10 protein-coding genes and 2 pseudogenes are annotated in these 13,117 nt (G+C 72.1%); 7 read left to right on the forward strand and 5 right to left on the reverse strand.

Annotated features, from left to right (window positions below; genetic code table 11):
• The first annotated feature begins 3 nt into the window (after positions 1-3).
• From AC38ZX_RS03525 to AC38ZX_RS03550, 6 genes and pseudogenes are all read left to right on the forward strand, one after another.
• Positions 4-1,060 (forward strand): annotated as a pseudogene (locus tag AC38ZX_RS03525) (Gfo/Idh/MocA family protein).
• Positions 1,057-2,064, forward strand: coding sequence for an NAD-dependent epimerase/dehydratase family protein (locus tag AC38ZX_RS03530; protein WP_491296358.1), 1,008 nt, complete (start codon positions 1,057-1,059; stop codon positions 2,062-2,064). The pseudogene AC38ZX_RS03525 and the gene AC38ZX_RS03530 overlap by 4 nt, the downstream one beginning before the upstream one ends.
• Entirely contained in the window at positions 2,061-3,194 is a 1,134-nt protein-coding gene (locus tag AC38ZX_RS03535) for a DegT/DnrJ/EryC1/StrS family aminotransferase (RefSeq protein ID WP_491296359.1), read from the forward strand. The genes AC38ZX_RS03530 and AC38ZX_RS03535 overlap by 4 nt, the downstream gene beginning before the upstream one ends.
• Positions 3,191-3,913 (forward strand): acetyltransferase, encoded by a 723-nt coding sequence (locus AC38ZX_RS03540; protein ID WP_426594481.1) that lies wholly within the window; start codon positions 3,191-3,193, stop codon positions 3,911-3,913. The genes AC38ZX_RS03535 and AC38ZX_RS03540 overlap by 4 nt, the downstream gene beginning before the upstream one ends.
• A 53-nt stretch (positions 3,914-3,966) precedes the next feature.
• Positions 3,967-5,033 (forward strand): annotated as a pseudogene (locus tag AC38ZX_RS03545) (DegT/DnrJ/EryC1/StrS family aminotransferase).
• A gap of 35 nt (positions 5,034-5,068) precedes the next feature.
• Positions 5,069-6,082, forward strand: a complete 1,014-nt coding sequence (locus tag AC38ZX_RS03550; RefSeq protein ID WP_491296360.1) for a glycosyltransferase — start codon at positions 5,069-5,071, stop codon at positions 6,080-6,082.
• 10 nt (positions 6,083-6,092) lie between these two features.
• Here AC38ZX_RS03550 and AC38ZX_RS03555 read toward each other — a convergent pair whose 3' ends face one another.
• From AC38ZX_RS03555 to AC38ZX_RS03565, 3 genes are all read right to left on the reverse strand, one after another.
• Positions 6,093-7,682, reverse strand: a complete 1,590-nt coding sequence (locus AC38ZX_RS03555; protein ID WP_491296361.1) for a lipopolysaccharide biosynthesis protein — start codon at positions 7,680-7,682, stop codon at positions 6,093-6,095.
• A gap of 69 nt (positions 7,683-7,751) precedes the next feature.
• Positions 7,752-8,933 carry a glycosyltransferase family 4 protein gene (locus tag AC38ZX_RS03560; RefSeq protein WP_491296362.1) on the reverse strand — a complete coding sequence of 394 codons (1,182 nt, stop codon included), beginning with the start codon at positions 8,931-8,933 and terminating at the stop codon, positions 7,752-7,754.
• Positions 8,934-8,940: 7 nt separating this feature from the next.
• Complete coding sequence (locus AC38ZX_RS03565) at positions 8,941-10,425, reverse strand: glycosyltransferase (protein WP_491296363.1); 1,485 nt, start codon at positions 10,423-10,425, stop codon at positions 8,941-8,943.
• Between the two features lie 197 nt (positions 10,426-10,622).
• On the opposite strand from AC38ZX_RS03565, the gene AC38ZX_RS03570 reads away from it, so the two are divergent.
• Entirely contained in the window at positions 10,623-11,585 is a 963-nt protein-coding gene (locus AC38ZX_RS03570; protein ID WP_491296364.1) for a glycosyltransferase family 2 protein, read from the forward strand.
• On the opposite strand, the gene AC38ZX_RS03575 is transcribed toward AC38ZX_RS03570, so the two are convergent.
• Positions 11,569-12,231, reverse strand: a complete 663-nt coding sequence (locus tag AC38ZX_RS03575) for a polysaccharide deacetylase family protein (protein WP_491296365.1) — start codon at positions 12,229-12,231, stop codon at positions 11,569-11,571. The genes AC38ZX_RS03570 and AC38ZX_RS03575 overlap by 17 nt on opposite strands.
• Complete coding sequence (locus AC38ZX_RS03580) at positions 12,231-13,085, reverse strand: glycosyltransferase (RefSeq protein ID WP_491296366.1); 855 nt, start codon at positions 13,083-13,085, stop codon at positions 12,231-12,233. The genes AC38ZX_RS03575 and AC38ZX_RS03580 overlap by 1 nt, the downstream gene beginning before the upstream one ends.
• Between the last annotated feature and the right edge of the window lie 32 nt (positions 13,086-13,117).

A 13,117-nucleotide genomic window follows, 5' to 3' on the forward strand; every position in this document is an offset into this window, starting at 1 on the left:
ACGATGACCGAGCAGCTGCGAGCAGCCGTGGTGGGTGCGGGGTACTGGGGACCCAACCTGGCCCGCAACTTCAGGAACAGCCCCGACTGGGACCTCGTGGCCGTCTGCGACCTCGACGCGGACCGTGCGCGGAAGGTCGTCGGCGCCCGGTCGACGGTCGAGGTGATGACGAGCGTCACGGACCTGCTGGCCCGTGACGACGTCGACGCGATCGCCATCGCGACCCCGGCCCGCACCCACGCACCGATCGCGCTGGCGGCCCTCGAGGCCGGCAAGCACGTCGTTGTCGAGAAGCCCATCGCCGACCGGGGCACGGCCGCCCGGACGATGGTCTCCCGGGCCGCCGAGCTGGACCGGGTCCTCATGGTCGACCACACGTTCTGCTACACCGCGCCGGTGCTGAAGATGCGGGAAGCTGATCGAGGAGGGGCACCTCGGCGACATCCTGTACGTCGACTCGGTGCGCATCAACCTTGGCATCGTGCAGCCCGACGTCGACGTGTTCTGGGACCTCGCCCCGCACGACTTGTCGATCCTCGACTTCATCCTCCCGGGCGGCCTGGTGCCGACGGGCGTCGCAGCGCAGGGCGCGGACCCGCTGGGCACCGGCCAGACGTGCGTCGGCTACCTGACGCTGCCGCTTCCGGGCGGCGCCATCGCTCACGTGCACGTCAACTGGCTCAGCCCGACCAAGATCCGCCAGATGGTCATCGGGGGCAGCAAGCGCACGCTCGTCTGGGACGACCTGTCCCCGCAGCAGCGGCTCACCGTGTACGACCGCGGCGTCGAGCTGGGTCAGCCGATGCCGGACAAGACGACCGCGAACATCTCCTACCGCCTGGGTGACGCCTGGGCGCCTGCGCTCCCCGAGAAGGAGGCGCTCGGCGTCATGGTCGCCGAGTTCGCGTCGGCCATCCGTGAGGACCGTGCGCCGCGGACCGACGGCCACGCCGGCCTGCGCGTCCTGGACGTCCTCGAGTCCGCCTCCCTCAGCCTTGCCGACGGGGGCCGCCTGACCCCTGTCGACGCCCACGCACCCTCGCTGGAGACCATCGCATGAGCACGCTCCAGGGCGCCCGCGTCCTCGTGACCGGCGGGGCCGGCACCATCGGTTCCACGATCGTCGACCAGCTGGTCGACGCCGGCGCGGCGCACGTCGTCGTCCTCGACAACCTCGTCCGCGGCCGTCGCGAGAACCTCGCAGGCGCGCTCGCGACCGGCAAGGTCGAGCTCGTCGAGGGCGACCTGCGCGACCGGGACCTCGTGCACGACGTGACCCGCGGGCAGGACATCGTGTTCCACCAGGCGGCCATCCGGATCACGCAGTGCGCCGAGGAGCCGCGGCTCGCGCTCGAGGTGCTGGTGGACGGCACGTTCACCGTGCTGGAGGCCGCCGTCGAGCACAAGGTGGACAAGCTGATCGCCGCGTCGTCCGCATCGGTGTACGGCCTCGCCGAGCAGTTCCCGACGGGGGAGCGCCACCACCACCACAACAACGACACGTTCTACGGCGCGGCCAAGTCGTTCAACGAGGGCATGGTGCGCAGCTTCCGCGCGATGTACGGCCTCGACTACGTGCTGCTGCGCTACTTCAACGTGTACGGGCCGCGGATGGACGTGCACGGCCTGTACACCGAGGTGCTCGTGCGCTGGATGGAGCGGATCGCCGACGGCAAGCCGCCCCTGATCTTCGGCGACGGCCTGCAGACGATGGACTTCGTCGTGACCGGCGACATCGCACGCGCGAACCTCCTGGCCGCGAGCAGCGACGTGGTGGACGGCGTCTACAACATCGCGTCCGGCACCGAGACGAGCCTGCTGGGGCTGGCGCAGGCGCTGCTGCGGGCCATGGACTCCGACCTGCCGGTCGAGCACGGGCCGGATCGCGCCGTCAACGGCGTGACCCGGCGGCTGGCGGACACCACCGCGGCCCGGATGGACCTCGGGTTCGAGGCGGAGATCGGCCTGGAGGACGGCCTTCGCGCGCTCGTCGAGTGGTGGCGCCCGCTGCGCAGCGAGATCGCGGCCGGACGCGCGCTGAGCCCCGCGGGGTCACCCGCATGAGCCGCATCAACGTCATGCAGCCGTGGTTCGGTCCCGAGGAGATCGCCGCGGTCAGCGAGGTCATCGCCTCGGGCTGGGTGGCCCAGGGGCCGAAGGTGGCGGCGTTCGAGGCGGCGTTCGCGCAGGCCATGCAGATCGAGCACGCCGTCGCCGCCTCGTCGTGCACCACGGCGCTGCATCTCGCGCTCGTCGTGGCGGGCGTGCAGGCCGGCGACGACGTCGTGGTGCCGTCCTTCTCGTTCATCGCCACCTCGAACGCGCCGACGTACGTGGGCGCTCGTCCGGTGTTTGCCGACGTCGACCCGCTCACCGGCAACCTCACGGCCGTGTCGGTCACCGCCGCGCTGACCGACGCCACCCGTGCGGTGATCGTCGTCGACCAGGGTGGCGTGCCGGTGGACCTGGACGCGATCCGTGCCGTCACGGACCCGCGCGGCATCGTTGTGATCGAGGACGCAGCATGCGGCGCGGGCTCGACCTACCGCGGACGCCCGGTTGGGGCCGGCGCGGACGTGGCGGCGTGGTCGTTCCACCCGCGCAAGATCGTCACCACCGGCGAGGGCGGCATGCTCACCACACCGCACGCCGAGTGGGCGGCCCGGGCCCGCATCCTGCGCGAGCACGCGATGAGCGTCTCGGCCGCGGCTCGGCACGCGAGCGTCCTGGCGCCGCCCGAGGAGTACCTCGAGGTCGGCTACAACTACCGGATGACCGACCTGCAGGCCGCCGTCGGCATCGTCCAGCTCGGCCGGCTCCCGGAGGTCGTCGCGCGTCGTCGCGAGATCGCCGCGACATACGCGAAGCAGGTCGACGAGCTGCCCGGCCTGCGTGCGGTCGCGGACCCCGAGTGGGGAACCTGCAACTTCCAGTCGTTCTGGGTCGAGGTCGGTCCTGAGTTCCCCCTCGACCGCGACGGGCTGCTGGCCCACCTCGCCGCTGCGGACATCTCCGCCCGTCGCGGCATCATGGCCACGCACCGTCAGCCCGCGTACGCCGGCGCCGCGCACGCCCCGCTGCCGGTGACCGAGCACCTGACCGACACGACGCTCATCCTGCCGGTGTTCCACCAGCTGTCGGAGTCGGAGCAGGCCCGCGTGATCGACGCCCTGCGCTCGGCCGGTCCCGCGTGACGCCTCAGCTCATCCTCGTCGCCGCCAGCGGCCTCGCCCGTGAGGTGCTCGCGGTCGTCCGCGCGCACACGGACTACGAGGTCGTCGGCTACCTCGACGACGACGTCGCCCGGCACGGGACGATGCTCGACGGCGCCCCTGTGCTCGGCGGCCTCGACAGCGTCACCGACCACCCGGGCCCGGACCTCCTGATCTGCGCCGGCCGTGGTCGGTCGCGGGAGCTGATCGTCGAGCGGTTCGAGGCGCTCGGGGTCTTCCCCGTCCGCTACGCGACCGTGGTCCACCCGAGCGTCGACGTGCCGGCGGGCTGCGACATCGGCACCGGGTCGATCGTGCTGGCCGGGGTCGCACTGACCACGGCCGTGACCGTCGGCTCGCACGTGGTGGTGATGCCGAACGTCACGCTCACCCACGACTGCGTCGTGCAGGACTTCGGCACGCTCTGCGCGGGGGTGTCGCTCGGCGGCGCCGTCGTCGTCGGCCGGGGCGCCTACGTCGGTATGAACGCTGGCGTCCGCGAGCACGTCCGCGTCGGTGCCGGCGCGACGCTGGGCATGGGCGCCGCACTGCTCGAGGACCAGCCCGACGGCGAGACGTGGGTCGGAGTGCCGGCCCGCCCCCTGGGTGAGGAGTCTGGCCGGGCCCGGCACCGCTGGGCCGTCGGGGCCGCGTCACCCGAGAACGAAGCTGTGACCATCGACGAAGGAGCACGCGCGTGAGCAAGATCCCCCTGGTGGACCTCGGTGCCCAGCAGGCCGAGATCGCCGACGAGGTGCGTGCCGGCCTCGACGAGGTCTTCGCGGCCACCGCCTTCATCGGCGGCCCGGCGGTCGGCCGGTTCGAGGCCGCCTACTCGGCGTTCAGCCAGGTGTCCCACACGATCGGCGTGGCCAACGGGACCGATGCGCTCGAGCTCGCGCTCCGTGCCGCAGGTGTGCGCGTCGGCGGCGAGGTGATCATCCCTGCGAACACCTTCATCGCGACCGCGGAGGCCGCATCCCGCATCGGCGCGGTCCCGGTCTTGGTCGACGTGGATCCCGTGCATCTGCTGATGGACCCCGATGCCGTCCGCGCAGCGGTCGGTCCTCGCACGGAGGCGATCGTCCCCGTGCACCTGTTCGGCCAGGTCGCGCCCGTCGAGGAGATCGGCAAGATCGCCGCGGACGCGGGTGTGCCGATGATCGAGGACGCGGCGCAGTCCCAGGGCGCGATGCGCAACGGTCGGGCCGCTGGCTCCTTCGGGCTGGCCGCCGGGACGAGCTCTACCCCGGCAAGAACCTGGGGGCGGCCGGCGATGCCGGCGCCGTGACGACGTCCGATGCCGACATCGCCCGGACAGTGCGGGTGCTGTCGGCCCATGGCTCTGCGGTGAAGTACCAGCACGAGGCGATCGGTATGAACTCGCGCCTCGACACGGTGCAGGCGGTGGTGCTCGAGGCGAAGCTGCGTCGGCTCGCGGGCTGGAACGACGCCCGCCGGGCGGCCGCCGCGCGGTACGGCGAGCTGCTGGCCGGCGTCGACGGCGTGCGAGTGCCAGTCAGCGCCGAGGGCAACCAGGACGTCTGGCACCTGTATGTCGTGCAGGTCGACGATCGGGACCGTGTGCTGCGGGAGCTGAACGACGCGGGGATCGGCGCGGGCATCCACTACCCGACGCCGATCCATCTGACGGGCGCCTACGCGCACCTCGGACTGGGTGCCGGTGCGTTCCCCGTGGTGGAGGCCGCCGCGGGCAGGATCCTCTCGCTCCCGATGTTCCCGCACCTCGCCGCCGCCCAACAGGCCGTGGTCGTCGAGGCACTGACGCGTGCCGTCGGCCCGGCGGGCCGATCCGCATGATCGGCCGGGCGCTGGCTCTTGCCGAGCGGCCACGCGTGAGCGTCGTGATCCCCTGCTACAACTACGGCCGGTTCCTCCCCGACGCCGTCGGGAGCGCGCTCCGCCAACCCGGGGTCGACGTCGACGTCATCATCGTGGACGACGCCTCGCCCGACGGCAGCGTTGCGGTGGCGCACACCCTCGCAGCAGCCGACGACAGAATCCAGGTCGTCGCGCACGAGCGGAACGCCGGCCACATCGCGACATACAACGACGGACTGGCACGTGTCACTGGCGACTACGTCGTCCTGCTCTCGGCCGACGACCTGCTCGCTCCCGGGTCGCTCGCCCGTTCGACCGCCCTGCTCGAGCACCACCCAGACGTCGGTCTCGTGTACGGCGAGGCCCCGACGTTCAGCGGCCGGCCTCCGAGCTCACCTGGCTCACGCCGGACGTACTGGGCGACCTGGTCCGGTGACCGGTGGCTGCGCCGGGTGTGCCGCACCGGGCGCAACTGCATCGTGAATCCCGAGGTCATCATGCGGCGCTCGGTGCTCGAGGCCGTCGGGGGCTATGACCCCGCGTTGCCGCACACGGCCGACATGGATCTGTGGATGCGCGCGTCGATGGCAGGCGGCGTCGCGCGAGTCAACGGCCCGGCGCAGGCCTACTACCGCGACCACGGTGGCAACATGCACCTCACCGACTTCGACGGGCTGCTCACGGACATGCAGCACCGGGCGCTCGGGTTCCAGCAGTTCTTCGACGGTCCTGGTCGTGATCTCGAGCACGCCGAGCGCCTTCGAGGCCTCGCGCTGCGCTCGATCGCGCGCGAGGCACTCAGGATGGCCCGGCTGCGATCCGACAGCGATCAAGAGAGTGCGGACCGGGCCCGGTTGGCCGAGTTCGGGCTGAGCTGCTGGCCGCCGATCGCGCACACCGTGACCGGGCTCGACTACCGGACGAGAGACGCCGGACCCGCGACCCATGCGCGGGACCTCGCCGCGAGCACGCTGCACAGCCTGCGGTGGCGCCTCCGCGCGCAGCTGGCCACGCGATTCGGCAGGTGAGGCGGGCCGGTCAGTCGGGGAGCAGGGAGAGCCGCCGAAGACGCGTGCGCACCCGTGCGGGGATCGGTCCGAGCGCGATCACCTCGGCGTAGGTCTTGGGCAGGACGAGCCGCGTGAGCACGATGTGCACCAGCAGCATCACGACGCCGACCACCGCCGCGCGCAGCAGCACCGGCCCCGGCACCCACCGCACAGCAGCCAGACCGACGAGCGCGGAGCCTGCGACGCAGATGACGACCGAGCCGAACGGTCGGGCGAGCTCGGCGACGCGAGTGCCGATCTGCCGCGACACGAGCACCCAACGTGCCACGGTTGCCACCAAGGCGACGCCGACGAATGCCCAAGCGACCGCGGTCAGACCCTGCGACACCGCGACTGCGGTCGCCGCGACCGTCAGGACGTCGACGATCGCGGAGTACACGAACCAACGGCCCGGCTGGCCGATCGCATAGAACATCCCGTGGTCGACCGCCGCGCCGATCGTCAGGATCGCGGCGACGGCGAGGCCACGCGTGACGGGCACCGCACCGTCCCACTTCGGCCCGAAGAGGATGGGGATGACCAGCGGAGCGGCCACGGCGACGTAGGTGAGCAGCGGTGAGACCGCCGCGTAGGTGAGAGTCGAGGCGCGCTGGTAGGCCGTGCGCAGCCGCTCCGGTGACTCGCGGATCTTCGCGAGCATCACGAGCGACACCGGGACGAGCGCCGAGCCGCCGAGCTCCTGCGCAACCTGGACGAGGCGTTGCGCGATCGCGAGCAGCCCAAGGGCGGCAGCGCCGAGCGAGACGGCGACGATCGCGGTCTCCGCCCAGTTGCGCAGGACGGAGACGAACTCGACCGCGACGACCTTGTACCCGTAGCTGGTCATGGCGCGGAACTCCGCGCGCGAGAAGCTACGCGACGGCCTCCAGCGCGCCGTGATCCAGGCGGCCGTGGAGGTGAACCCGATCGTGATCAGCGCCTGGGCCACGAGCGCCCAGGCGCCGCCACCAGCGAGGGCCACAGCGATCGCCGCGACCTGCGCCAGGCCGGCGGCGACGGCGCCCTGGAGCGCGAGGCGGCGGAACTCCAGACGTCGCCTCAGGAGCGCGGTCGGCACGGAGGCGCCCACGACCAGCGGGACGGAGACCAGCATCGCTCGCATGACGGGGCCGGCTTGCGGGACGCCCAGCGCGTCGACCATGACCGGCACGAACGCGAAGAGCAGTCCGCCGAGACCGAGCGCCATCGTCATCGAGAACCAGAAGCCCGTGCTCAGCACGCGCTGGTCCGGCTCCTCGGCCTGGACGAGGTACGTCGACAGGCCGAGGTCGGACAGGAGCAGGACGAAGGGCAGGACCACGGACGCGGCCGCCACGACGCCGTAGTCCGACGGAGAGAGGAGTCGGGCGAGGATCGCGATGGTGACCAGCCCCGAGAGCCGCACGACCCACTTCTGCGCCGTCAACCACGCGGCCCCGGTCGCGGCGACGCTGCTGAGGCTCGGCGACAGCCCGTCTCCGGGCTGCCCGGACGGCTCCATCGGTGGCGCCATCTCGGCGGGTCGCGCGTCGGCAGCGGGCGGGTCAGCCGCTCGCTCGGAGTTCTCCGGGTCCGTCACCCCTGCCGCTGCCCTCCGGGTTGGGTCGTCCGCGGCGGGCGAAGGGGTCGTTACGTGCTCGCCCATGCCTCAGCTGATCCCTTCCTTCTCATGCCGCACGGCCGCGGCCCGGATGAGCTCCGCGTGCCCCAGGACCATGGCCCGGAACGAGTCGTCGCCCGGAGGAGATGCTCGTCCGGCGGTCCGCACCGCGGCGGCGGTGTACGCGATCGCGGCCGCGACGGCCTCGGCGTTGATCTGGTGGGGCGCTCCGCGACGTGCACGTCGGGCACGCCGGTCGGAGACGTCAGCGGCCGGCCCGCTGGCGTTCGCGACGAGGACGGATCCGGGAACTGCGCGCTCGACGAGCTCGGCCGCACCCCCCGCCTCGCTGATGACGATCGGGAGGCCGGCGGCGACCGCCTCAGTGGCTGCAAGGGGCCAGCCCTCGAAGAACGAGTCGAGAGCGAAGGCGTCGGCCGCACAGAGCAAGGTGGCAGCGTCGGAGTCGCCCAGCAGGTGCACCCGGCCCCCGGACGGGTGGGCGCGGCGGATCGCGTCGGCTCGTCGGTACTCGAGCCAGTCCGACGGGTCCCCTGCCACGACGAGCCGCACCCGCAGGTCCGTGACGGGTGCCGACAGGAACGAGGCCACCAGGCCGGCGATGTTCTTCTGCGAGTCGTAGCGCGCCAGGCACGCGAACACGACGTCGCCGTCGAGCGAGTCGCCGACGGTCCGCGACAGCTCGCCACGGGCGGCTGCGCGGACCTGCTCGGTCGCCGCGGGCAGGGGCATCGCACCGTTGGGGACGACGACGATCTTGGACCCGACATCCGGTGGTACGCGGTCGACGTGGAACTGTCGGACCAGGGCGCTCACCGCGACGACGGACGTCGCCCTGGCGAAGAGGCGCGCGGCCGCGTCCCACATCGAGGGGGAGTAGTGGATCTCCGTGTTGTGCAGCACCGCGATCAGGGGCATACCCGTGATGGCTGCAGCATCGACGAGGTGCTCCGGGGCGCTGTGCACCTGGATCACGTCGAGGCGCGCCTCGGCGAGCACATGCGTCGACGTCCCGGCGTCGGGGACCACGAGCACCTCGATGCCGTGAGCCCGCAACCGCTCGACGCGTCGCCCGTCGCTCGGGCAGACGACGACGGGCTCGACGCCGACCGAGCGCAACCCCTCGGCGAGCATCTCGACCACGCGGCCGATCCCGCCGATGTCCAGCGAGTCGGCTACGAGCCCGCACCGCAGATCGGCAGAAGCCACCGCCGCCTCAGTCGGTGACGGGCGGAACGCGGCGCCCTCGACCGCGCCGAGCGCATCGAGCGGCTTGTGCAGGACCGCGCGAGCGAGCGGGTGGACGTAGCCGTAGCGCAGGCCCGGTGGGGTCAGGTCCTCGACCCGGACCGCAAGTCCGAGGGTTGCTGCGCAGATCCGCGCCGTTGCACGTCGAACGCGTCCGGGCGTCCGCTGTGGGCTCCTGCCGTCGATCGACATCGCGTCCGTCCGCTACCGGGAGAAGCTCCGCTGGTGCACCAGCGGAGCCCCCCGACGCATCAGCGGTCCGGGACGGCATGGCGAAGGGTGCGTTGCGCCGCGCGCTCCACGTCGTTCGCACGTGCGCCGGATCGGCGACCCAGAGGGCCCACGCCCCCGTGTCCTCGACGAGACCCAGCAGATGAGGCTCACGGCCGAGCGCGGGCGCGAGTCGATCGACGACGGCAGCGTCGACGCCGGTCACGAGCAGCGCCTGCCCGGGCTCCGGGAGGGTGACCGAGTCGGACAGCTCGTCGATGGTCGTCGTCGTCGAGGTCACCAGCCGCCCTGCACGAGGGAGCGAGGCTGCCAGCCAGCCGACCGGACCGTCGACTTCCGCGACGACGTTGACCACCCGGGCGCCGTCGCAGCCGGCGAGCGCCAGCACGTCGTCGATCGCCAGCCTGATGTCGCCCAGGACGACGTCACCGGTGCGGATGCCGTCGAGCTTCGCGAGTCGTGCGGCGGTCGTCGACTCGCGCCACCAGGTGGCGACGCCGTGCCGGCGCCCCCACGCCGTGCGCACCCGCCGCCCGGCGCGCGCAGGACGGATCACCCCGCAGGTCGTGTGCATGGGCAGCAGCCCCGGGTACATCTCGGCGACACGGCCGTGGGCCTCGGCCAGCCGGGCCAGGTTGGTGGTCATGCTGTTGTGCGTCAGGCGGACGTCGTGCGTGACGACCCGCAGGCCCTGTGACCGGACGCGCGCGCCGTACTCAACCGCGTACGCGTGCCACGCCAGGTCGGGATCCTCGGTCAGCGGCTCCTCGAGAACACGGGCGCGCTCCACCAGGAAGAGCACCTCGTCGACGCTGTCGACGGAGGCTGTCGGCGACGACGGCGCGCCGATCATGACGACCCGGTCACGCACGACGCCGGCCACGGAACCGGTCGCGGTGATGCCGACCGCGCCGACGAGGCCGACGGACGCGTCGTCCTTCAGTGCCGTTGCCGCGATCTCGAGGGCTGCGAGCGAGTGCAGGTAGACGTCCTGATGGACGAAGACGACCACGTCGTGCTGCGCGCGCCGTGCCCCGTCGTTGAGCGCCGCACCGGCCGAGGCGAACCGACCGTCGCGGTTGTCCACGGGCAGGTACTCGGTCGCAGGTGCGTCGGCGAGCCCGGCGCGGATCGAGGCGTCGAGGCACGTCGTCCGGACGTCCAGGTCGTTGAAGACGCACACGATCGACACCGGCGTGCGGCGGGACTCTGAGTCGGACACGGCACCCTCCGGGTACTCGGTCGAGCGGCGGATCGACGTGTTGACGTGTTGACGATAGGCGACCGAAAGGCCGGTTGGACGACTTGGACGGAGGTTCACCCGCCGCCCGGAAGGTCGTGAACGTCCGGGTGATGCGGCACGCGGAACCACCGTGCGACGATGCCCGCGCACGATGTGCCGGCCCACCGAACCAAGGGATGATCTGCGTGCTCGCTGATACGACCGGTGCCGACGACCACGTGACCGTCGTCGTCGTGACGTTCAACAGCGCCGAGGTCGTCCCGGGTCTGCTCGCTTCGCTCCCGCGCGGTCTTGGACCAGTGGCAGCCACCGTGGTGGTGGTCGACAACGGCTCGACGGACGACACGCTCGAGGTCGTCCGGTCGGTAGCGCCGGACGCCGTCCTCGTCGCGACCGGCCGCAACGGTGGGTACGCCGCCGGAATCAACCGAGGGGTTGCCGAAGTACCGACCGGAACCGCCGTGCTGGTGCTCAACCCCGATGTCCGGCTCGGCGAGGACTGCGTGCCCGAGCTGCTCACCGCGCTTCGTCGTACCGCCGCGGGGATCGTCGTTCCGCGGCTCGAGGACGCGCGCGGTGAGCTCATTGCGTCGAGGCGCCGCGAGCCGACGCTCCGACGCGCGCTCGCGGACGCTCTGCTCGGCGCGGAGCGTGCCGGGCGGATCGCCGACCTGGGCGAGGTGGTCACCGACCCCGAGCAGTATCTCGACGAGAGCTCGACGGACTGGGCTGAGGGGTCGACGTTGCTCGTCTCGGGGGCCTGCTGGGCCGCCGCCGGTCCCTGGGACGAGTCGTTCTTCCTGTACTCGGAGGAGACTGACTTCGCCCTGCGCGCCCGCGACGCCGGGTACGCCACCTGGTTCGTGCCGACCGCTCACGCGGTCCACCTCGAGGGTGGGTCCGCCGGGAACGCAGACCTGTGGCGACTGCTCGTCGTCAACCGCTTGCGGCTGTACGGCCGGCGTCACGGGCGGTTCGCGACGACGGCGTTCTGGGCGGTCTTGGTGCTGCGTGAGGCCAGCCGGGCCGCGTTTGGCAAGCGGACCAGTCGCGCGGCGCTCGGCGGGCTGCTGAGCCCGCGGTTCATCCACGAGACCCCCGGCCCGCACAGCATCGCGTCCGTCATCTCAGACGCTTGAGGGCACCCTTCAGCTGAAGCGTCGCTCGCTCGTGCACGGGGCGCGGTCGGAGCGCGTTGCGCACCAGCGTCTCCGAGGTGTCGTCGCAGGTGACGCTGAACCGAGGTTGCAACCATGCCCCGACGGTGGCGGGTCGTCGGTCGGACGTGTGCACGGCCTCGTAGCCGAGGCGCCTGAGCGAGTGCAGGACCACCCTGTCGTACTGACCCCGCGGCAACGCCGCCTCGGTGACGCCACCGGCGAGCCTGCCGATGACGGTCCGCGCCTCGACGAGCTCGCGCTGCCGGACCTGCGGCGACATCGCCCGCCACGAGACGTGGTCCATGCCGTGCGAGCCCACCCGCATGCCCGCGTCCACGAGCTCGGTCACCTGCGCGGACGTCAGGCTACCGGCGGTGTCGAGCCGCCCGGCCAGGACGAAGAACGTCGCGGACAGGCCGCGCTCGACAAGCGCCGGCAGCCCGATCTCGACGTCCGAGGCGTTGCCGTCGTCGAACGACAGAGCGATCGACGGCCAGGTCGCGACCTCGTCGAGGATCTCCAGGTACCGGTCCCGGGTGGTCCAGTACCGCGCCTCGTCCGCGTCGACGGAGCGGCCCGGTGCATCGATGCCGTGGAAGCAGATGTTGCGGACGTCCTTGCCCATCAGCGTCGTTCCCCTTCGGCCTGCCGTGAGGAGGTGTCGTGCTCCCACCCCACGTCGTCCCGGCGCGCGCGGCGCTCGGCGACGAGGGTGAGTGCCACGAAGACGACAGCCGCGGGTGCGAGCCAAGGTCGGCGGACGACGACGTCACGGAACCAGCTCGTCCGGTCGGCCTCACGCACGCCCCCGCCCCCGGCAGCTGCACGCAGAGCTGCGTTGCCGCGCCGTACCCGGGTCAGCCGCCGGACGAGGTCGCGCGTCCGCCGGGGCGTCTCGACCTCGGTCGTGACGGACATGAGCACGACCCGCTCGTCCTGCGAGAAGAGCGAGTCGAGGAACAGGTCGTCCGCCAGCACGTCCGGGAACGTGTCGAACCGCGCCCGACCCTGCGCGGACAGTGCCACCATGCCTCGGCCGTAGAGCCCGGTGCGTGCAGCGGGCAGGCGCGACTGGATGGCGTAGTAGGCCCGGACGGCCAGCGGTCGTCCGCGCAGCACCAGTCGGCGGTCAGGGACGGCGGCAAGCGGGGGAGCCAAGCCGTCGGCGCGTGCGTCGGTCAACGCCGCGGCGAGGGCGCGCGCCGTGTCGGCGGTGGTCGCGATGTCAGCGTCGAGGTAGATCCGCGGAACGCCGGCGGCCGCCGCGTCGCCGGCATTGAGGGCCGCGGCCTTCCCCGGCTCCGGCAGGTCGAGCACGCGCACCGCACGTTCGCGAGCGACGGCAACGGTCGCGTCCGAGCAGCCGTTGGCCACCACGACGACATCCAGCTCCCCAGGATCCGATCCCGCAAGCAGGTGGTCGAGGTTGCGGCCGATCACGTTCGCCTCGTTGTACGCCGCGATGATGACGCTGATCATCGCGGCGGAGCATGCGTGAGCCCGCGCATGCT

It is taken from the genome of Cellulomonas sp. McL0606, from assembly GCF_058248365.1.